The organism is Flavobacterium sp. 9AF (assembly GCF_902506265.1).
Lineage (GTDB): Bacteria > Bacteroidota > Bacteroidia > Flavobacteriales > Flavobacteriaceae > Flavobacterium.
In genome coordinates, this window is record NZ_LR733625.1 from 1 (window position 1) to 23,688 (window position 23,688).

The 23,688-nt window shown below is 32.1% G+C and carries 15 protein-coding genes; 10 read left to right on the forward strand and 5 right to left on the reverse strand.

The annotated features are described in order from the left end of the window. Positions 1-132 precede the first annotated feature (132 nt). The 9 genes from HALO113_RS18595 to HALO113_RS18635 all read left to right on the forward strand — a co-directional run bounded on the left by HALO113_RS18595 (position 133) and on the right by HALO113_RS18635 (position 13,603). Positions 133-3,240 carry a sensor histidine kinase gene (locus HALO113_RS18595; protein ID WP_159780643.1) on the forward strand — a complete coding sequence of 1,036 codons (3,108 nt, stop codon included), beginning with the start codon at positions 133-135 and terminating at the stop codon, positions 3,238-3,240. After that, entirely contained in the window at positions 3,233-3,982 is a 750-nt protein-coding gene (locus HALO113_RS18600; protein ID WP_159780644.1) for a LytTR family DNA-binding domain-containing protein, read from the forward strand. Before HALO113_RS18595 ends, HALO113_RS18600 begins: the two co-directional genes overlap by 8 nt. A gap of 92 nt (positions 3,983-4,074) precedes the next feature. Further along, the gene (locus HALO113_RS18605; protein ID WP_236554810.1) at positions 4,075-4,833 is read left to right on the forward strand and encodes a hypothetical protein; all 759 of its coding nucleotides are present in this window, start codon (positions 4,075-4,077) and stop codon (positions 4,831-4,833) included. 16 nt (positions 4,834-4,849) lie between these two features. Further along, a complete protein-coding gene (locus HALO113_RS18610; protein WP_159780646.1) occupies positions 4,850-5,599 on the forward strand; it encodes a hypothetical protein in 750 nt (249 codons plus the stop codon). 10 nt (positions 5,600-5,609) lie between these two features. Next, positions 5,610-6,896: an OmpA family protein gene (locus tag HALO113_RS18615; protein ID WP_159780647.1), complete on the forward strand. Its 1,287-nt coding sequence runs from the start codon at positions 5,610-5,612 to the stop codon at positions 6,894-6,896. A gap of 16 nt (positions 6,897-6,912) precedes the next feature. Further along, on the forward strand, positions 6,913-8,340 hold the full coding sequence (locus HALO113_RS18620; protein WP_159780648.1) for an RICIN domain-containing protein: 1,428 nt from the start codon (positions 6,913-6,915) through the stop codon (positions 8,338-8,340). Between the two features lie 175 nt (positions 8,341-8,515). Then, positions 8,516-9,280: a hypothetical protein gene (locus HALO113_RS18625; protein ID WP_159780649.1), complete on the forward strand. Its 765-nt coding sequence runs from the start codon at positions 8,516-8,518 to the stop codon at positions 9,278-9,280. Between the two features lie 10 nt (positions 9,281-9,290). Beyond that, on the forward strand, positions 9,291-10,349 hold the full coding sequence (locus tag HALO113_RS18630) for a T9SS type A sorting domain-containing protein (protein WP_159780650.1): 1,059 nt from the start codon (positions 9,291-9,293) through the stop codon (positions 10,347-10,349). A gap of 92 nt (positions 10,350-10,441) precedes the next feature. Then, positions 10,442-13,603 (forward strand): tail fiber domain-containing protein, encoded by a 3,162-nt coding sequence (locus HALO113_RS18635; protein WP_159780651.1) that lies wholly within the window; start codon positions 10,442-10,444, stop codon positions 13,601-13,603. A 151-nt stretch (positions 13,604-13,754) separates the two neighbouring features. On the opposite strand, the gene HALO113_RS18640 is transcribed toward HALO113_RS18635, so the two are convergent. The 3 genes from HALO113_RS18640 to HALO113_RS18650 all read right to left on the reverse strand — a co-directional run bounded on the left by HALO113_RS18640 (position 13,755) and on the right by HALO113_RS18650 (position 16,704). After that, a complete protein-coding gene (locus tag HALO113_RS18640; RefSeq protein ID WP_159780652.1) occupies positions 13,755-14,270 on the reverse strand; it encodes a DUF4136 domain-containing protein in 516 nt (171 codons plus the stop codon). 85 nt (positions 14,271-14,355) lie between these two features. Continuing rightward, on the reverse strand, positions 14,356-16,341 hold the full coding sequence (locus HALO113_RS18645; protein ID WP_159780653.1) for a urocanate hydratase: 1,986 nt from the start codon (positions 16,339-16,341) through the stop codon (positions 14,356-14,358). A 186-nt stretch (positions 16,342-16,527) separates the two neighbouring features. After that, positions 16,528-16,704, reverse strand: a complete 177-nt coding sequence (locus HALO113_RS18650) for a DUF5522 domain-containing protein (protein WP_159780654.1) — start codon at positions 16,702-16,704, stop codon at positions 16,528-16,530. Positions 16,705-16,821: 117 nt separating this feature from the next. On the opposite strand from HALO113_RS18650, the gene HALO113_RS18655 reads away from it, so the two are divergent. Beyond that, entirely contained in the window at positions 16,822-17,148 is a 327-nt protein-coding gene (locus HALO113_RS18655; protein WP_159780655.1) for a hypothetical protein, read from the forward strand. 3 nt (positions 17,149-17,151) lie between these two features. Here HALO113_RS18655 and HALO113_RS18660 read toward each other — a convergent pair whose 3' ends face one another. Then, a complete protein-coding gene (locus tag HALO113_RS18660) occupies positions 17,152-18,558 on the reverse strand; it encodes a hypothetical protein (RefSeq protein WP_159780656.1) in 1,407 nt (468 codons plus the stop codon). A 127-nt stretch (positions 18,559-18,685) separates the two neighbouring features. Beyond that, positions 18,686-23,647 (reverse strand): GEVED domain-containing protein, encoded by a 4,962-nt coding sequence (locus tag HALO113_RS18665; RefSeq protein WP_159780657.1) that lies wholly within the window; start codon positions 23,645-23,647, stop codon positions 18,686-18,688. Between the last annotated feature and the right edge of the window lie 41 nt (positions 23,648-23,688).

Sequence of the window (23,688 nt, forward strand, 5' to 3'; positions counted from 1 at the left end):
GTGCGAATACTTAAGAATGATTTATTTTTGTTAAAATTTGCAAAATGATTTTTGGATAGATTTACTCAAAAAATCTGCTGATTACAAAAAAAATGAGCCTAGCATTTAATTAAAGTTTAACTTGCGTTCACAATGAAAAAAAGGTTAATTCTTGTTTTTATTAATATAATTTCAATTGTTGTTTATTCACAACAATCCAATTTTTGTTTTTTAAATTTTGATTTAAAAGATGGTTTGGGAGAAAAATATATTTACAGTTTTGCACAAGATAAATTTGGCAGTATTTGGCTTGGAACAGGTTCAGGATTATATAAATTTAATGGAAAAAAATTTCTAAAAATAAGCAGTACAGAAGATAGACCAGGTCATCAGATAAATAATATTCTTCAAACTGTTTATAATGATAGCGATAAGCTTTGGCTATCGAGTATTAATGCAGTACAAATTTATGATTTAAAAAATAAAAAATTTACGTCATTTGATTATGAAAATCCGGTTAATGAGCGAGTAGTTAAAGAGTTTGTAAATGCATTTTTTAGAGATTCAAAAGGAAATTTTTGGATAGGTACTCGAAAAGGATATTGGTATCTTTATGATGAGAAAAATAAAAAGTGTAAGCAGTTTGTACCAAAAGATCCCCAATGTAATGAAAATTCAAAATTTACTTCAAAAATTATCGAGACTACAAGTGGTGAAGTTTGGGTAATTACATTTAATGGTATTTTTAATTGTAAGGCATCAGGCGAAATTAATTCTTATTTTAATGTAGAAAGTGATAATGACTATTCTGATGGATTTTATGACAAAGAAAACAATTGTATTTGGCTTGCAGGAGGATTTGATGGCATTGTAAAGTTTGATTTAGAAACAAGACAATTCCATAAAAAACAATTGATTGAAAAGAATTCGAATAACAGTAATCCTGCAAATTATGTAACTACAATTTGTAGAAAAAGCAAAGATGAATTTTGGTTTGGAGCTAATGTGTTAGGCGTTTACAATTTTAAATCAGATTCGTTTTATACTATTCCAGAAACTTACAAAGATGAATATTCTTTTAAAACTTCTCGAATTTCTAGATTGTATTTAGACAAAGAAAATAATTTATGGATTCCTTCTTTTAAAGGTTTGTCAATGTTGTCTTGGCAAAATAACCAAATAAAAAATATTCCATTATTCAATGAAATAGCAAAATATACCGTTGAACCTTTTGGTGTAATGCTATATAAAAAAAACGATTTTTTAATTGCGAATAATTCTAGTAATGGATTGTTATGGTGGAAAGCAAATGAAAAAAATCTAACGGTTATAGAAAATCCTTTATTTAGAGGGAAATATAGGAAGAATCATGGTATAGTTGCTTTTGCAAAAAATTCAAAAAATGAAATTTTCGGTGTTAGTGAAAATAAAGTTTTTAAACTTAATCAAGATACAAATTCGTTGGAAACATTAAGTTTTCTAAATGATAATTCTTTAAAAAATATAACTCGAATTGTGTTTGATAAAGAGGATAATTTCTATTTGTTTTCTCCTTACAACGGATTTTATTTTGTAAATAATAATACAAAGATAATTCAGCATTATAATTTAATTGATGTGGACAAATTAAATGAAGATGTGAATTCTAATTTAATAGCTCCTAGAATTGCAGATAGTCAGAATGCCATTTGGTTTACCATGACGGAAGGGGTTTACGCATACCAATCAGGAAAATTTCAGCATTTTGCAACGGAAAAAGCATTAAATAATGGAGCAAAAATTACCCAGTCTTTTGATATAATAGAGTATAGTGCTAATAATTATTGGATTACAACTCAAGATAACGGCATTTTTAATTTAAAGTTAAAAAACGGAAAAAGTTATTTGTATAATTACACACAAAAAAATAGCGATCTGCCATCTGATTGTTGCAACAGAATTGTGAAAGATGCGAATGGTTTTCTTTGGATAGGTACACTAAATGGATTAGTGAAGTTTAATGAAACTTCAAAAAAAGTAGAAACTATTTTAACGAAACAAAATGGTTTATTGGAAGATTCAGCTGCTATTATGATGAATTTATTGCCAAATAATAATTTAATTGTGAATTACTATGGAACCCTTTCTGTTTTAGATATATCAAATTATAAATTCAATAAAAAAATTCCTCAAATCAAATTTTCTTCCATTTTAGTTTTAGATAAAGAGATGCTTATTTTAAATGACAATTTAAAATTAAAGTATAATGAAAATTTTATAACATTCAATTGGGAAACTAACGCTTTAACCAATTTCAATCAAAATAAATACGCCTATCGATTAGTAGGTGTTTCTAAGGATTGGAAAGAAACAAGAGAAAATTCAGTCTCTTTTTCAAATTTAAATCATGGAGAATATATTTTTCAGGTAAAAGCCTGTAATAATGATGGTGTTTGGAGTGGTGTTATTGAATATCAATTGGTTGTAAAATCTCCTTTTTGGGAAACTTGGTGGTTTTATACAGTTTTGGCAATAATAATAAGTGCTATTTTGTATGGTTTTTATTATTACAAACTTCAAAAAATAAAATCGGAAGAGAAATTAAAAGCTCAGTTTGCACAAGATTTGGCACAAATTGAAATGAAAGCCCTTAGAGCGCAAATGAATCCTCATTTTATTTTCAATTCTTTAAACAGTATTCAAAAATTTATTTTGAAAAATGACACGTTTGCAGCTTCACAATATTTGACCAAGTTTTCAAAACTCATTCGATTAATTTTAGACCATAGCAATCAAAATTATATTCAGTTAAGTAATGAAATTGAACAATTAAAACTTTATACCGAAATAGAGGCGTTGCGTTTTGATAATCAATTTGATTATGAATTTTTTATAGACTCTTCTCTAAAAATGGAAACTGTTTTTATACCTTCAATGATTATTCAGCCTTATATAGAAAATGCCATTTGGCACGGATTGTTGCATAAAGATACCAAAGGAAAATTAATTGTTAAAATAGCTAAACACCACGAGAATTGTATTAAAGTAGAAGTAGAAGATAATGGTATAGGAAGAGAAAAGGCTTTGGAATTAAAAAGCAAGCAAGTGCTAAAAAAGAAGAGTTATGGGATGGAAATTACGAACAACCGAATAGATATTTTAAATAAAATTGAAAATAATAATACAATTTGCCATGTTATTGATTTAAAAGATGTAAATAATTTACCTATTGGTACAAAAGTAGAATTAATTATCCCTCTAAAAACAAACCACTATGATTAGAGCTGTTATTATTGATGATGAAAAAAACGCATTAGAGGTTTTACAACTTCAAATACAACAATTTTGTCAAGATGTTGAAATTGTTGCTATTTGCAATGGTGGAAAAGCAGGAATCGAAGCTATAAAAAAATATGAACCTAATTTAGTTTTCTTAGATATTGAAATGCCTCATATTAATGGTTTTGATGTCTTAAAAGAAACGTATAATTATAATTATAAGGTTATTTTTACCACAGCTTATGACCAATTTGCTATAAAAGCTTTTAAATTTTCAGCCATTGATTATTTATTAAAGCCTATCGATATTATCGACTTACAGCAAGCTGTAGAAAAAGCTAAAAAGGTATCGGAAAAATATTCTTTAGAAGATAAAATAAACAGCTTAATACAACAATTGCAACCACAGTCTAAAGCAAATCAAAGAATTGCTCTGCCTGATGGCAATATGCTCAATTTTTATAATGCAGACGAAATTCTTCGCATTGAAAGTGATAGTAACTATTCTCATATTTTTTTGGTAAATGGGAAAAAAATAACTTTGAGTAAAACTTTGAAAGATGTAGAAGAAATCATAAAAGGAGATCCTTTTTTTAGAATACATCAATCTCATTTAATCAATATCAATCATATTAGTAAAGTAGCCAAAGGAGAAAATGCCTATGTGGTAATGAAAGATGGAACTTCAATAACTATAAGTAGAAACAGAAAAGAAGATTTTCTTTCCACTTTTAAAAAAATATAAGATTTACTAATAAAATCTGCCAATTACTCAAATCTCTTTCTAATTAACTGATTTTAAAGGTTACTTTGATTAAAATTTAATTAAGTAACACTATGAAATCTAAAATCTTAAAAATGCTAACAGTTTTATGTGGATTGTTTTTGCTAATATCTTGCAGCAAAGATGACGAACCACAAACTACTGAACCTGACCCAAACAAAGCTTTAATAGGCTTGTTTGACATAACTTTAAACGGAAATATAGAAGCCAATTTATTATTTGAAGCCAATAACAAAGTTACCTATGGCTTTGCTACTATTTATGATATGGCTGCACAGCCAGGACGTAGAGCCACCTACACAATTGATGCTAATAATCTTGTAAAATTTTCTACTACAGATGGTGCAACAACATTTAATTATAAAGCAACTTACGAACCATCGACAGGGAAGTTGTTAAATGGTACTTATGGAGTAGGGACAAGTTTTGATGGTTCTGGTTCTTTTACTGGAAAAAAATATACACCCGAAGGAACAGGTTTTCCACTATTAAAAGGGTATTGGGTAGGAAAGTGGATTCCAACTACAGGTAGTCAAAAAAATTTCTTTGTCACTTTAGAAGAAAACAATAGTCTAGCAGCAGGTTATGACGGAGCAACATTATTTGCAATCAATGGAAACGTTTGTAGAGGGAGTTATACGCTAACAGGAAATACAATAGCTTCCTCTTTTAATGATATAAATGCTGTATTTAGTTATTCAATAACGGGAACATATGATCCAACAACTAAAAAAATTACAGGAACTTATGGTTGGGGAACTAATAATTCGGATCTGGGAACCTTTTACTTAGAACCTAAAAATTATAATTAATTTAAACAAATTTAAAATGAAAACAAATTTTTATAAAATACCAACACTTCTTTTATTGGCAATTTTTGGGCTTATTTCTTGTAGTAAAGATGATGAAACTTCTGAACCGGCTCAAAACAAAGTCTTATTAGGTTTATTTGATCTTACTATTAATGGTTCAATAGAAGCTAATTTACTTTTTGAAGAAGGAAATAAAGTTACTTATGGTTTCGGAACTATTTATGATATGGTAGCACAACCGGGACGTAGAGCTACTTACACCATTGATAGTAACAATCTTATAAAATTTTCTACTACAGATGGCGCAACAACTTTTAATTACAAAGCAACTTATGAGCCATCGACAGGGAAGTTGTTAAATGGAACTTATGGTCTAGGAACCGCTTTTGAAGGTGGTGGATCGTTTACAGGACAAAAATACAACCCAAATAGCACAGGCTTTTCATTAATAAAAGGGTATTGGGTAGGAAAATATAATAAAATATCTGAAAAGCCTTTTTATGCTGTTTTTGAAGAAAATAGCCAAATTACAACAGGTGCTGATGGGCCTTCACTTTTTATTCAAGCAGGATCTATTTCAAAAGGGAATTACATAATTTCAGGAAATACGATATCTGGAACGTGTACTTATATAGAAGGTGCAGGATCTTATTCATTTACAGGAATGTATGATGCTACGACAAAAAAAATTACAGGAACTTATGGTTTTGGTTCAAATACTTCAGGAGAAGGCACATTTTTTTTAGAAAATAAAAATCATAATTAAATAATTCAAGATGAAAAAGATATTTTTATTAGGAATGTTGATTTGCATTTCTCAAATAAGTTATGCGCAATTATTTAAAGATTTTGACAAAAAGCTAGAACAAAGAGCTAAAAAGAAGTTAGAACAAAAAGCGGAGCAAAAAGCCGATCGTCATATAGATAAAACCTTAGATAAAGCCGATAAAAAATCGGATGAAAAAATAGAAGAGATAAAATCGGGAAGTAATAAATCTACTCCTGAAACCTCTTCAAAAAAAGCAAATAAAACAGTTAAAGGAGCGAATGATTTCGTTTCAGGAACTAAGATTTTAGCTACCGAAGACTTTTCTCAAGATGCATTAGGTGATTTTCCTGTAAATATGTCTTCCACCTCTAGTGGAGAAATAGTAGAAATAGAAAATAAAAAATGGTTATCATTAGGAAGTGATGGTGCTTTTATTTTGAAAAATTTTAATAAAGACTTACCTAAAAATTTTACGTTTGAATTTACACTAACTCATTCAGAGGATATGAATTGGAAATCAAAAGAATTAGGGATTGTTTTTGCTCAAGCTAAGAATCTAAAAAAAGATTATGGCAAATGGGGAGAAAATAGACATGATGTTAATGGGTTAAAAGTAGGGATTCACCCAAAAGAATATACCAAAAATGATATTGGAAAAACTCGTTTTTTTACTTATCAGGATGGCAAAGAAACAATGAAAAATGAAAAAACGCAGAATAGATATTCTTTAGCAAATGCTACTGTGAGGGTTCAGTTTTGGAGACAAGAAACAAGATTGCGAGTGTATATCGATGGAAATAAAATTTGGGATGTACAAGAAGCTTTTCAAGAAAGTAATTACAATGCTTTGGTTTTTGTTACAGGAAGTTATGAAACAGATTCACAACGTTTTTTTATTACCGATTTAAAATTAGCAGAAGCGGGTGCAGACACAAGACATAAACTTATTGAAACGGGTACTTTTTCAACAAATGAAATATTATTTGACACAGGTAAAGCAACGATTAAACCTGCTAGTGAAAAAGTGCTTTCAGAAATTGGAACCGCATTACAATCTGAACCTTCATTTAAAGTAATTATTATTGGTCACACAGATAGTGATGGAAATGATAATGAAAATCTAAAACTTTCAGAGAAACGTGCAGAAAGCGTAAAAGTATATCTCAATACTAAATTTAGTATAGATAATTCTAGAATGCAAATTATAGGAAAAGGGGAATCGGAGCCATTAGTTGATAATAATTCTGAATCAGGCAAAGCAAAGAATCGAAGAGTTGAATTTAAGAAAAACTAATAAAAAATAAACAAACATGAATAGTAAATTAATTGTATTATCAACATTATTTTCTATTGTCGCTTTTTCACAAATTAATGATGCAAAAGCAACTATGAAATATGCTCTAAAAAATGGATCGAATGATTATTATAGAGTTTCAGTTAAAGGATTTATATGTAATAGAGAAACCTCTGATGATATACTTGAAAGAGATGGAAAACATGACGAAATTTATTTAACTTCTTTGAGTTATTTGGTGAATTCTCAAGGCAATTCCATCCCTTCTACTGCAATAAAAACGAAATCAAAATTTCTAGGCGATATAAATGGGCGTGGTCCAGAAAATAAGTGGGCAATGGCGGGAAGTGCTCCTGGATTATTAGGAGGAATTCAATCTGGAGATCAAATACCTGATAACGAGCCTTGGAAGAATAACGCGCTACATTCTGGAGATTTATTGCCTTTTGTATTATGGGAAGGTGAATTAAAACAAGGCAGTGATTATGCAGTCATTCATCCAGGAATAATGGAGTGGGATGGACCAGCCGATTTTTTAACCAATTTTTGGCACAATAGTTTTGCAGCAATGGTTTTAAAGCCAGGTGTAGGGATTGCTTCTTTACCTTTTAGAGCTTTAGGAATAGGTAATACAGACGATTATAATAACTCTCCTGGAGTATTTCCTGCACCTACCGTAATGCAACAATTTGGAAATATTTTTTATAGAGCAGATTTACAATCTCTATCTACAAGTGATTTTCAAAAATTTCATGTAGGTACAGATCGACCTATCGATAGACCTATAGGTGTGGAAAAATCAGATATTTTTAACCCGTTGCAAATTAGACTAGATTATAATACAGCTACCACTTTGTCACAAAGAGATTTTGGCTATGGAAGAGGGATAATTCCAATTGTTTATAGAGATAGAGAAGATTTAAAAGGAGAATATACTGTTTTTATTTCTTTTGAAAAAATTACTGATGCATCTCAACGGGATAGAATGAATATTACACATGCAGATAATTTTGACCCAATTTCGGAATACTCTTTTCGTAGTGTGCATGCTTCAGATAAAGAAACGGATATTTTAAATGGAGGAATGGAAAGTAACACTCATGTTGTTTTAAATAATTTGTTAGGTTTAAAAAGTCAGCGCTGGACAATTAAAAAAGCTAATCAATATTATTTTCATATTAAAAACCAATATAATAATTTGATTTTGGACTTGCTCAATCAAAACGATATTAATGGTTCAAATATTGTTACAAGTGTACCCAATGGAAATGACTCGCAATTATGGTCTTTTATTAGATATTGTGATGGTAGTTGGCTGGTAAGGAATTATAAAACTAAACGTGTTATGGAAGTTTACAATGCGGCTTCAAATGTTACTGCACCATTAGGACAATGGGATGCTAATTTTGCTAGAAATCAGCGATGGTTTATTGAAAAAAAATAACAAAAGCATCAAATGTGTATTTATTAAGAAACCTTAAATGGATGAATCGTGGTTTTTTAAAGACGAATTCAGAATCTCATTTTTAATTAATTAAGAGCTTATTTATACAATAAAGTTTGTTGAAAACGATAGATTTTCATTAAAATTTAATTTTTGAACTATAAAATTTAAAAACATGAAAAAAATTATATTACTAATTTTTTCAATACTTTTTGCATCCTGTTCTAGTGAAGATACCTTAATGGAAGATAAAAAAAGTAATGAAAATGAAGCCAATAGAACTCTTCCTCCACCGATACCAGGAGATTTGAGAGGGTTTTATGATGTGGAATTTGATAGTGGTTTTAAAGCGAACATGCTATTTGAACATGGAAATTATGTTTCTTATGGGAGTGCCACAATCACCGATATGTTGGCAAATCCTAATATGCGAACATCTTATATACAATCTGGAAATGTTTACGAGTTTACATTAATACACGGTAAAGACTACATCAATTATAGAATTGTATATGATCCTAATATAGCAAAATTTTTAGGCACCTATGGTAAAGGAACAAGTTATACAAATTTAGGTGCTTTTAAAGGTGCTAAATATTTTACTCAAGGTACGGATATTAATTATCTTAAAGGATATTGGTTAGGCACCTATGGGATTGGTTCAGCACCACCTACAAATGATTATGTTCTGTTATTTGAAGAAGATGGTAAATTATCTGTTGCTGCAAATGCGACACTATATGGCTTTACTGTGGCTACTGGAACTTATAATGTTATTGGGAATTCAGTAATTGGAACTTATACCTATTTGTTTGGAGGAACGTACAGTTTTAAGGCCAACTTAGATTATTCGTCTCAGTTCTTTATGGGTACTTGGGGGTATGGAAGTTCAAGTTCTAATGGTGGTAATTTTCAAATGTTTTCGTGGAACTTTTATTAGAAAAATAATTATGAAAAAATCAATTGTTCTCTTTTTACTTTTTTATGGTTTATTACAGGCAGCTCCCAGTGTAGTAGTTTCTCCTTATCCAGGAATACAATCTATAAATACTACTAGCCCCGTAATATATTTTGAAGTAGCTTTTAGTGAAGTGGTTAGCGGTTTTGACAGTTCTGACTTAATTGTGGGAGGAACTTCAAATGCAACAGTAGGTTTTATAAATCAGCAATTTCTGGGAAGTCCAAATAATCAAAATTTTATGGTACAAGTAGATGTAGGTGCGTTAAATGATGGAACGGTCACTTTATTTATACCTTCTGGAGTAGCTTTTGGTGGAGGTGATCCTAATAGCTCTTCAAATGTATGTACAATAAATTATCAATTTCCTTTGGATAGTTGTACTAGTTATGATGGAAGCCAATTTATCTCAGGACAAATTAATTATAATTTTGAGAATAATATTCCGACAGCTACCTGCACAAATTATTTTTATGTAGGTAATTTTAATATTCCATTGGTAAATATAAAATACATACCTGTTTATAATAATACCTCTTCATCTGTTTGTGTAGGACTTACTGTTGTTACTCAAGGAGCCGTGGGTTATGAATTTAATGTGACGAAAATATTAAATTCTGCAAGTCCTTTCGATATGACAAACAATTTTTTAGGGGCATCTTACAATAGTTCTTATGAAACATTGAATGCTGCCGGACACGCGTTTAAATGTAATAATTTTGAATTAAGCGCTGGTGAAATAGCCTATGTAGAGGTATTTACTTCAAATACAAATTTTGTCTTGTATTTAGATGGTTTAAGCTGTAGTTCCCTGAGTATTGATGAAGTTTCAGCAATCGATAATTTTGAAATTTTTCCTAATCCTACAAATGGAATTTTTAAAATTGAAGGTGTTGATTTTGATAAAATTAGAGTTTATAATTTAATGGGACAGTTGGTTTTAGAAACTAGTAGCCCTACGGTTACTATAGAAAATTTTGCAAAAGGAACTTATTTGATAGAAATTGAAAAAGATAATAAAAGAGCAATGAAAAAAATTATTCTCAAATAAATAGTTTAGAAACTAAATAAAAATGCCATTTACTCAGTGTTAGTGTAATGTGTAATTAAATCAATTTATTTAGCAAAATAAATGAGAAAATTATGATAAAATATTGCTATTTACTTTTATTCTTTTTTGCATTACAAATTAAAGCCCAAGTAGGAATTAATACGACCACTCCAAGCGCGCAATTAGATATTAAATCTTCCAATCAGGCTACACCAAGTAATACGGATGGAATTTTAATACCAAAAGTTGATGTCTTTCCCTCGATAAACCCTACAGTTGCACAAAATAGTATGATGGTCTATCTAACAACTGTTTCGGGAAGCTATCAACCAGGATTTTATTATTGGGATAATGCAACAACTTCTTGGATTGGGTTATTTTCTACAAAAAATGCTGATGCCGATTTTTATGAAGTAGGAGGAACTAATGCACCCAATGATATTAACGATGAAATGTATCATTTAGGGAAAGTTAAAATAGGAAATTTTAGTGATTTAGATAGTAAATTAGAAATTGTTTCTAATGAAAATGGTAGATTTGGAATACGAAATCAAAGAAATTTGAATGTAAATGCAGATGCTCAAAAAGTAGGTGTTTATAATGAACTTACGGGTAATTCAAATGCAGAACTTATTGGAAATGCAAATGATATTTTTACAAATGGTAATGGAGTTCATTATGGTACAACCACTTTTTTAAGTGGATCTGGTATAGGAGACAGAGTAGGTTTTAATTCAATTTTGGCAGGTTCGTCTTCGGGAATTATTACAGGTTTAGATAATACAATTAACAATTCGGGATCAGGACAACATTTAGCTATAGTTAATAGATTGTCTGGTGGAAATGCAATAAATCATGTAGGATTATCAAATTCGATTAACAGTACAGGAAATGGTTCTCAGTATGGGGTGAATAACTTTTTACTTAATGGAGGTGCTAATACTATTAAAAGCGGAGTTTTTAATCAAATTTTAGGAGCTAGTTCCTTATGGCATTATGGAATACAAAATGAATTTGGTACTTCCGGAACTGGTTTGAGAACAGGGATTTTTAATAATTTTACAGGTTCTGGATCAGGTATTCATACTGGAATTAGAACCGAAAATACTTCTACAGGTAATGGAACCCATTATGGAAGTTATACTATATTATCTGGGTCGGGAAATGGCAATCAAACAGGAAGCGAATTAAATATTATTAATTCTGGAAATGGGACGCATTATGGGAGTATATATAATTTAAACGGAACTGGAACTGGAGCAAATTATGGTATTTACAATTCATTAATAAGTAATACTGCAGCATCCTTAAATGGAATAATGAATAATGTAAATGCGGGTGGAGCTGCACCACAAACAGGAGTTTATAATAATTTGTCGGGTAATTCTACAAGTTTTAAAACTGGGGTGTATAATACTTTGTCTGGCTCAACTAATGCAGAAATTATAGCTGTTGATAATGTTATTCATAGTACTGGAAATGGTTTTCATTGCGGAACTAGAAACCAAATTTCTAGTCCTGGAAATGGAATTCATATTGGTACACAAACGTTTGTTTTTGGTGCTGGAAACGGGACTCATTATGGTTCTTTTGACTTAATTTACGGTGATGGCACGGGTGCACATTATGGTAGTTTTAACTCATTTCTTAACAGTGGATCAGGTAATCATTATGGTTTTTATAGCAATAATACTTCAACAGGAAATGGGGAGCATTATGGGGCTTTTTATGAGTTGGCAGGAATAGGAACAGGTTTACAAACAGGTGTTAAAAATACTATTTCAAATACTGGTTCTTCTGAGCATATTGGTGTGGATAATCTTATAAGCGGAGCAGGAATAGGAAACCATATTGGAGTTAGGAATGTTTTAAATTCGAATTCAACTTCACCTAAAATAGGTGTAGATAATACCATAAATAATTTTACTAGTGGCCAACAATATGGTACAAAAAACACACTTTCTTCTAGTTCAGGAAATGCTACAACTTTTGGAACATATAATAATATAGATGGAGATTTTTCTGCCAATCGATATGGGACATATAATTCTATTTCGGGATCGAATGATTCTAATTCCTATGGCTCCTATAATAATGTATCTTCTTCAGGAAATGTTACTTCTTCTTCAGTTTTTGGAACATATAATAGTTTAGCTTCAATAAATTCAAATGTAAAAACAGGTACACATAATCTTGTAGCTTTAGGTAATACAAATTATGGAGTTTATAATCATGTAGGAACAGGAACAACTCCTTCAAATTCATTTGGTGTTTATAACTATATGTATTATGCTAAATATGGCATTTATAACTCTTTTCAAGGGAATGATAATGTAGGAATGTTTAATAATTTTGAAAATTGGAATAATACATACACACTAAATGCAGGTGTAACAAATAATATAAGACCCTATGGTTGGACTAATAGAGAATATAGAGGGGTAAATAATATTGTAGAAGATAGTGTTTGGTCTTCTATTTTTTATGGTGTTTTCAATGGCGACGCTAATCAAGGACCTGGAAATCATTATGGTATGTATAATTTTGTTACTGGAAATAGATCTGGAATTACATGGGGAATGTATAACTTGTTTTCTGGAACAAAAACAGGGAATATTGCCGCTAGCGAATCTATATTTAGTGATTCTGGTAATTCGACCCATTATGGACATATTTCTAGTTTTTATGGCAGTGGAACTGGAAATAAGTTTGGTACATATAATTACATTGACTCATCAGCAGGAGGAGTACATTATGGCATTTACTCCTCTGCAACACAAGCTTTTGGTTATGCAGGTGTTTTTTATGGCAATGTGTATGTTTCAGGTGTTTTTACAAATCCATCAGATATATCTTTAAAAGAAAATATTATGGAAACTTCTTCTGTTTTAGGGAAAATAAATGCTTTAAAAGTAAAAGAGTATAATTTTAAAAAGGATTTAGCTGAAAAATATGGTTTTGCTCGAAATCGTCAAACTGGATTTGTTGCACAGGAATTAGAAACTGTTTTTCCAGAATTAGTAAAAGAAGAAACTTTAGTTACACCAGATGATAAGACTAAGATTGTGGAAAGTTCTCATAATGTGCGTACAATAAAATCAATAAACTATATAGGGTTAATCCCCGTTTTAACGAAAGCCATACAAGAACAACAAGAGGTTATTCATAGTCAAAATGCAAAAATAGAAGTTTTGGAAGTTGAACTTAATATATTAAAGAAGCAAATACAATTAATTAACGAAAAATTGAAATAGACCTTTAAAAATTAAAATTCAATAATACAATTTAGAAACTAAGTGTTTGTTTAAGTTATGGGATTAGTTTAAACAAAATAAACCACAATATCATGTTGTGGTTTATTTTATTTTTGAATAAAAGATTAATTAGTATTTAATCTATACTATTTTACTTTTGGGGAGGAAATTGTGCCAAAATTTTTGAAACAAATTCCATAATTCTTTCATCTTTTTTATTAGTGTCTTTTGTTAGTGTACCACTTCCTTCACCTTGCCAAACCAATTCTTTTGATTTTGCATCTATAAGGTCAATAAACAAAGTGCCTTCAGGAGTAGTATATACTCTACTATAATTCATTCCCCAATAAGGATTCCATCCCCATCCAAAACCACCAGTATTATATACATTTACTCTTTCTCTTTCCTGAGTAAAAATACCTATTAACATATCTGGATTTTCGCTTTTACTAAACCCTTTACTAGTCATTACTTCATCTATAGAGCGTAAAATTCTTTTTTTGTCAAGATCAGAGATTTCAGCTTTATCAATACTGCTTTTCAAAAAAGCATAAGTTTTATAATTTGTAAATTCTGCTTTTTTATCATAATCTGCATTTACTCTTACTGAGCTACATGAAGTAGCAATAAAAAGCAAAAAAAATGGAATTAATTTTAGTGTTTTCATAATCATATTGTGTTATCAAATGGTTCAATATTAGGTTTAAATTAAAAATGTTTCCTAATGAACTAACTATGAAACAAATTTAAATTTATAATAAATCGTTGGCTACTATATTAGGGATGGTAACTTTTAATAAAGGTTGCGTCTCCATAGCTCTTTTTATTGCAAAAATGGCTCCTTCGTTTCTTGCCCAACTTCTTCTTGAAATTCCATTGTTTACATCCCAAAATAGCATCGATTCTAAACGTCTTAATGCGTCATTAGTACCATCAAGAACCATGCCGAAACCTCCGTTGATTACTTCGCCCCATCCAACACCACCACCATTGTGAATGGAAACCCAAGTAGCACCTCTAAAGCTATCTCCAATAACGTTGTGTATAGCCATATCTGAAGTAAAGCGAGATCCATCATAAATGTTCGATGTTTCTCTGTAAGGAGAATCGGTTCCAGATACATCATGATGGTCTCTTCCTAAAACCACAAACCCAATTTCTCCTTCAGCAATCGCTTTATTGAATGCGGAAGCAATTTTAATACGCCCTTCAGCGTCAGCATACAATATTCTAGCTTGTGAGCCTACTACTAATTTATTTTCTTGAGCGCCTTTTATCCATTGAATATTATCAGCCATTTGCTGTTGTATTTCTATAGGAGCTGTTTGCATCATTTCTTCTAATACTGAACAAGCAATTGCATCTGTTTTAGCCAAATCTTCAGGTTTGCCCGAAGTACAAACCCAACGGAATGGTCCAAAACCATAATCAAAACACATAGGCCCCATAATATCTTGCACATAGCTTGGGTATTTGAATTCTCTTCCTAAAGTAGGTTTTTCGCTCATTACTGCAGCTCCTGCTCGAGAAGCCTCTAATAAAAAGGCATTGCCATAATCAAAGAAATAAGTTCCTTTTGCTGTGTGTTTATTTATAGCTGCTGCATGCCGACGTAACGTTTTTTGTACTTCTTCTTTAAATTGACTTGGATTATTTGCCATCATTTCGTTAGATTCTTCAAAAGTGAATCCAATAGGGTAATAGCCACCAGCCCAAGGATTGTGTAGCGAAGTTTGATCAGAGCCTAAATCGATGTGTAGATTTTCACTATCAAAGCGTTCCCAAACATCCACCACATTGCCTAAATAAGCAATAGAAATAACTTCTTTGTTTTCTAATGCTTTTTTTACTCTAGGAACCAATTGGTCTAAGTTGTCTATAACTTCATTAATCCATCCTTGTGAATGACGAATATGTGTGATTTTTGGGTTAACTTCTGCACAAACTGTAACACAACCAGCAATATTACCTGCTTTTGGTTGTGCACCACTCATACCACCCAATCCAGAAGTGACAAATAAGCTTCCTTTAGGGGATTTATTTATTTTTCTAAATCCGTTTAACACGGTAATTGTAGTACCATGAACAATGCCTTGAGGGCCAATGTACATATAACTTCCAGCCGTCATTTGGCCATATTGAGAGACTCCTAATGCATTCATTTTTTCCCAATCATCTGGTTTCGAATAATTAGGGATAACCATTCCATTAGTTACCACTACTCTTGGTGCTTCTTTATGGCTTGGAAATAATCCCATAGGATGACCTGAATACATAACTAACGTTTGTTCGTCTGTCATTTCAGATAGATATTGCATGGTTAATAAGTATTGCGCCCAATTTTGGAATACAGCACCATTGCCACCATAAGTAATTAATTCGTGTGGGTGTTGTGCTACAGCATAATCCAAGTTATTTTGAATCATTAGCATGATAGCTTTTGCCTGATTACTTTTTCCTGGATAGTCTTCTAATGGACGCGCTTTCATTTCATAATCTGGACGAAAGCGATACATGTAGATACGACCATATTGGGCTAATTCATCTTTAAATTCGGGTAATAAAGCAGCATGATGCTTGGGTTCGAAATAACGAAGTGCATTTTGTAGGGCTAGTTTTTTTTCTTCATCAGAAAGAATTTTTTTTCTCTTAGGTGCATGATTGATATGCGCTTCATATGGTTTTATAGCAGGTAATTCATTTGGAATTCCTTGTTGTATTTGTTCTTTAAATGTCATGGTTAGCGATTTTTGTTTTTTCTAGTTTTGCGTGAGGGATGGTAGCAAACTACCTTGTAGTGCGAACAGCCCGACCGTAATGTAATGGAGGGCACGCCCTAAAGAATAACTAGGGATAACGGATGTCTGACCTATGATAGGTTTTGTAAATTTTAATTTTATAATATAATAATACGATGTCCATTTTTATTTTTTTATTGTTCCTGTTTTTTTATCAAAGCCATATGGGCAATGACGGCAGCCACTTTTACAACAATAGCCTCTTTTAAGGTGGTATTTTTCTGTAAAACATTTATAACCTTCAGGAGTGTAATAAAAATCTTCTCCTTCAATAAGGGTATTTGGATCAATTTTGTTGTTCATAATGGTAATCTATATCTAAAAATTTTTTTAGATTCCCCAAAAATAGATATTTTTATCCAAGATTGGTGACACTTATTCTTAAATATGAATGAGTTTTTTGAAATAAATGCAATAAAAATGATACTTTTAATAGTTAGACTTTTTACAAATAAACATTATAGAGGCATTACTATTTATCCCTTTGTTATTTTAACGCAAAAAGAAGATGGTAGAAATGCCGTGTTGTTAAATCATGAGAAAATTCATATCAGGCAACAGTTAGAATTATTAGTTATCCCTTTTTTTATATGGTATGGACTCGAATTTTTAATCCGTTTTTTAATGTATAGGAATTGGAGTAAGGCTTATCGAAATATTTCTTTTGAGAGAGAATCTTATGCAAATGAAGAAGACCTCGACTATTTGCAGCAGAGGTCTTTTTGGAAGTGGATTAAATATCTTTGAAAATTATCTGTCTTTTTTCTTTGTAGTAAGTTCAGGCTCACTTAAAGGTTTAGGGCCATAAGGTAATCTTAAATCTTGGTAATAAGAAGTTACTTTGCCATTTGCATCTATTGAATCGGCACGGTTGCCAATAATATGCCATGAGAAGCTGACATTGCTAGAACCATTATTTAATTCTTTTACTTTGAAACCCCTTTCTGATTTTTCGGTAACATATACACCGTTGCATTCTCCTTCTAATTGGATAAATACTTTAAGTGGGTGCTTATCGTCTATCTTGAGTGATTTAGCTACAATTTTGTCTAGTTCAATATATGTAGTACCATTTGTTAATTGACCTATGCCATAATCTTCAAATAACACTTCTGGTGCTTCAGGACAAAACATAACTCTAGGTTCGTTATTGTCATCTGGAATTAAGGTGGAAACGGTTCCGTTACCCACAATTTTATAATTGGTTCCTCCTGTTGCAGTTGCATCGTTATTATAATTGTATTTTAAACCGACATAACTATATGATTGACCTCCTGCAGCAGTACCACCTACAAAATACCCGCCATATAAAATTCTTCTTGAAGGTGCTCCTAATGGACTTATCACTTGCTCATCTTTTCCAGCCAAATTGGCAAATGCGCTATTGTTGTTTGTAGAAGTGTTATTGTCTGTGTCAAGGGTAAAACCTCCTGCATAATTACCATTATGAGCGGCATTATCTGGAGCTCCATTTCCCGTACTACCATAAGTTCCAACACCATTTGTCGCAGAACCTGCAACACCTGCGCCTTTAGTTGGGAAAATACCTCCTAAACCATTTGTGGCTCCAATTACTGCTGTTCCAGTTGCATGAGCGTTTCTGCCCCAGAAAGCATTGGCAATATTGTCGTTAGCATTTCCTGCTACTGCATCGTTTGTGCCTGCACCTACAACGGTAACTTGACTGGTAGCTGAACCAGCTGAATTTATACCGAGAGTTCCCCCACTTAAAATACGCATTCTCTCCAAATTATTAGTGTGAAAGTGTAAATTTTGTGTATCTATAGTGCCTAAGAAATTGGTTCCAGCAAGTGTGCCACTGTTTCCTTGTAGAGACCAATCTAATCCTCCAGGTGAACCTGCAAAAGCTACCCATCTGGTGCCATTCCAATAATACAAACCTGGTACTACATTGTCTGGAGATACCCCAGATGTAGCAGTGTTCCAAACAAATGTTCCTGCTAATAATACTCCTCCTTGAGGATTTACAACTGGTGCTGCTATATTAGAAGCCGTTAAAGCTACTCTAGGTGGAACAATTCCTTGAGTTGTTGAGGTAACTTCTAAAGCGCCATTAGGTGTGGTTGTTCCAATACCCACTTGCGAAAAAATTAAACTACTAAAGAGCAAAGAACAGAATAATGTAAGTTTTTTCATATCAATTTTTTTGGGGTCATTATTAGACATGATAAAAATATTATATGTTATTGTTAAAAATTTACAATAAAACTGCCTTTTTTGTTAAAATTTATTTCATATGTGTTTAAAATTCGTAAAAAACAAACTAATAAATGATTTTCTTGCTGATTAATTGACCTGTACTTAGTTTTATTTTTACAAACAAAGGGGCGTTGTTTTTTTGTAAAGTAAAGAAGGTTTTTTCCATTGCGTTTACATTTTCATCATTAACTAGTATTTTGCCTAATACATCATGAATTTGTAGTGACTCGATTTCATCTGTTAAAGATTTAATACTTAAGTTTTCATTGGAAATAACTAATACATTTTCATTGTTGTCATAGTTTAAATTGTTCAGAGTGTTATCTGTGAACCTAAGCACAAAACGATCGGTAATAGCTCCAACATTTGCTGAAAAACTATAGGGTGACATTCGCAAATCATGAATACTGTTTGTTGCTAAATCTTCTAAATATATAAATTGGTTGTTATCTTCAAAAATACCATCTAGAGCAGCAATTCCAATCGTATGATTTCCATTTTGGTTTAAATAAACACCTATAGGAATTCTATCCGAATCTGAAAAAGGCAATGCTCTTCCTTGAATAGTAAGTTTTGTGTTGTTTTGTATTGAATAAATATCAAAATTATTTTTATCAGCTGTTTTAGCATCATATAAACGATCTATATCATTAGTAGCATTATTTGTATAGCCTATAAGCGTTCTTGTAGATATTCCATTAGGAGCAATCAAATCTAACCAAATTCTATGTTTTTCAGATTGGATTGAATTGTTGGTTCTAAAGAACTGGGAATTGTCATATGTGTTGCTTCTCATAGAATTTGTAAATAATACGTTTTCATTGGTTGAAGCAGATGAGTGGTTCATAAGTACAAAGAAACCTTGAGATGCGGCTATATAACCTCCAAAAACACCTGGTCCTGAAGAACTTCCTAATGCATTATAGGTTATATAATCACTTAGTGTATAATTATATTGATAGTTTTGATAAAATGGATCAGCTGTAGCTGAACTTGGAATATTTCCATGTGTCCAAACTTTTATAAATCCATCAATATTTGTATTTAAAGTTAGAAAGTCTATAGCGTTAACAGCTGATGGATAAGGATTACCAATTAAATTCCAGTTGTCATCATCTTTCGTAACTGGAGTAGTGGTAGAACCTAAATAATTAGCTCCATCATAAGTGTCTCTTGAAATAGGAACATAGATGTCTCCATTGTTTGGTGTTCCTGTAAAAGTGGTTGAAAAAGTTTGTAAAGATGTACTAAATGTATTAGGTGTTCTTACTATATATCCTTTTCCAATTGCCATAGTCTCATTTGTACTTATCCAATTGCCATAGTTACTCGCATATACGCTTGGTAATGTAGGAGCCCATTTGTAACGGTAACTGCCGTTAATACTGTTTACAGAATAGCTATCGACAGGAGAGGACCAATAAACATAATCATATCTTTTAACATCTACATTTCTAGTCATATTCATGGTACCATTGTTAATAGTGTTATTAATTTGTATTAAGCTTGCACTATTATCTAATATCAAATTTCCACTTAAATTGCTATTTACCCAATTTGTAATGGTAAGATTGTTTGTAGGATTAACAGTTAAATTTGCACCATTTTGAATGGTAAGATTAAGGCCTTCAGCATCATAACTTGCTCCAGATATGACAGGGTCATTTGCTGTTATAGGTACAATTACACAATCTAATGAAGTTGGAACACCTATTGGAGACCAATTGTTGCTGTTGTCCCAATCTGAATTTACAACTCCGGTCCATGTTTTGCCTCCATTTATGGTTACAGTAGTCTCGTCTAATTCAACTAGTGTTGCTCCTCCACAAAGTGTGTAGGTTACTTCTGCAGTGTAAGTTGTTGTAGATGTTGGGCAAACGTTTATTTGATCTGTAGTGCCTACTATGGGACCAGTGTTTCCTGAGCCTTCATACCATTTAATGGATGTTATTGAAGTTCCGCTAGGAACAAATCGCCATGCTTCATTTGTGACTGCCCAATTTGTATCTAAGCCATTTCGATTTGGTGCTACAGTTGCTAAAGTTCCATCTGCATTTTGGATTCCTACTACTGCATTTCCATCATTCCATGTTCCCGCTCCAAAATTGTCAATATTTTTCTCTTTAATATATACTTCAATTACATTCGTATTTTCATAAAGTACCATCATTCCAGTATATAAAATAGAATTTTCATCATACATAGGAACATCGTTCCATGATGCAACTAAAGCTCTACAGCCAGTATTAAGTGTGATTAATTCCCAACCTACTTCACCTCCTTTTGAAGGGTCTATGTCTTGAAAAACACCAAAGATGGAATTTTCAACAAGTGCAGCATCTGAGCTTATAGGAATGTTAGAAGAAAAACTCCAATCGCAATAATCGCCAGGGGTATTATTTGTAGTATCAAAAGTAATTATACCATTTGATCCAATTAGACATTGATTGTAGGTATTTCCATAGAAACAAAAATCGAAAGGAAGATTAATTGTTGGAGACCAAACATCATCTACATTGACACTAACAGGATTTTTTAGACAACTAAATTGATAGGGTGGATTGTATGGTATAGATTCAACAGTATAAGTTGAAGTATCACCTAAATTTAAATAAGTAGCTTCTAAATCTACGCAAGTAGAGGCTGCAGAACAAACAACTGGTGCAGGATCAGCTCCATTTAAACTTAATCCACCAGATATTACTGAAGGACAACCTAAAGTAGTGGTACCTTGACTATTGCCGACATTACATGTGGGCATGGTAAATTGAATACTTGTTCCCCATGCGCCTTGTCCTAAACCGCCTCCGCAGTTTGATCTTACCCAGATATAGTAAGTTGTTCCTGGTGTTAAAGAATTAATTGTAATATTAGTTATTCCAGAACTAACAGATCCTGTTGGAGTAGTAGCGCTTGAAGGAATAGGAGTAGAAGAAGTTGATAAATAATATTGATAACCATTTGCAGGAACTGGTGAAGCTGCTGACCATGAGATATCTACATCTGTTTGTGATGTCACATTAGCAATGATATTTGAAGGAATTCCTGCACAAGGTAAAGGCCCTAAGCAATTAATAGTATAATCCTCTGTTTCTCCATATTCAAAATCTCCACATGAAGGGGCTGGGCTACTTAAATAGGCATTTCTAATTCTCATTCTGTAATTCCCTGAAGGTGTAGTTGATGGGATAGTTATAATTCCTAAAGTTGCCGGAGAGGATAAATATCCTGTGTTAATCATGTATTCACCAGCATCATTAAAATCTAAATCATTATTCCAATCTACCCAAACGGAATATGCATATGTACTTGAAGGGTGTGTAGCAGAAAGTGAAAAGCTAGTTCCCGAATTTTGGGATACAATATGTGTTGCAGAATAATCTGCATATCCTCCTGATGTAAAGCCAGTAGGTGTATTAGAAAAATTTGTTACTGCTCCACTTGTGGTTACTCCACTTATATAGTAAGTTGTGTTTGTAGTGTTTTCGGCTGTACAATAACCAGTCTTTGCTACTCCAGGGTTATAGTTACTATAGCATCCATTGTAAGCTCTAATTCTATAATAATAGTTAGTGTTTGCTGATAACCCAGATATGTTTTTTGTAGTTGTAGGGTCATTAATTGTAAATGGGGAACCTGGTAAATTAATAGTATAGCTTGCATCATAGGTAACTTGTAATTCATAAGAAATGGAATTGGCATTTCCTCCTATACTTGATGGCCAAGAAAAATCCAAACTTGATAAGGTTGATGAAACAGTAATTGGACTTGGCATACTTGCACAAGTTGTACCATTACCTGTTAAAGGGCCTAAAGTATTGTAAATTGGTCCGCCTGAACAATTAGTATTATTATATGCATAGATAAAATAATAATAATGTGTATTTCCATTTAAACCTGTTCCAGGAATTGATGTTGCTGAACTGCTTTGAACAAAAGAAAGTCCGCTGCCTAGTGTATTAATATTTCCAGTATTATATAGGGTTCCATTTGCAGGTTGAGTAGGTAAAGTAGGAGTAAGTGAACGAATGACTAAATAACCATCCGCAGAACCATTAAAGGTGGCAGGAAAGGAAGTTGATGTAATTGTTCCAGAAGTAAAATTATTTGCTTGACTTAGAGGTGTTGTACATGGGAGAGGAGAAGTAGCACAAATACCGAAAGTACCTTGATTGTCATTGCCATATTCCCAAAATCTAACATATATTGTAGTACCGGGTGTTAGTCCTGTTCTTGTTATTGAAGACATTAACCCGTTTGAACTATCATCATCATCGCACTCAATTAGAGTTAAACCTGTGCATGTTCCTGAATACCATGCCATGCCAGAATCTGTTAATGTGCCAGCTTGAGTGTCAACCGTAACTATACCATTTGCTGGAACAATAAAAGAAAACCATACATCTCCACCTGAATAATTTGCACAACCTGGTGCTGGAGGTGTTGAAGGAGTAGTTGAAGCAGTTGCACCAACATTTGTAAAATTTGTATATGTACAAGTAGAATTTATAGTTAATGGAATCGCACTAGTACAATTGTCGTTACTTAAGGGTGCGGTTGCGGTAACACAGATGCTATTTAAAACCATATCATTATTGTTTCTGTTATTTATTACTTTAATATAATAAATACCATTATTTAATGAGGTTGATATAGTTTCTGTTTGAGCACTATTAGCCGTTGTTGCATTTGCACAAGCTATTTGATTTAATCCTGTACATGAAGAAGTGGAAGAGATTAGTTGAAGAAATAAATCTCTGTCAGCAGCATCTGCTGTTATTGTAACGTTTAGAGGACCACCAGCCACGGTAAACGTGTACCATCCTTCTCTTCTAAAAGTGTTGAATGAACACCCACTGGCATTAGGAGTGTTTTGAGTTGCATCTGAAATTAATCCGCTATCGCAAGCTCCGTTAATAACTAATGGTGTTGCAGTTGCACAAGTAGTACCTTGTGAAAATAATAAATTAGCAGAAATAAGGAACAATAGCAATAAGCTAGTCTTGAATGAGTAGTTTTTTTTCATTTATAGTCGATTAAATGCAATAATTTTAGACTAAAATATGA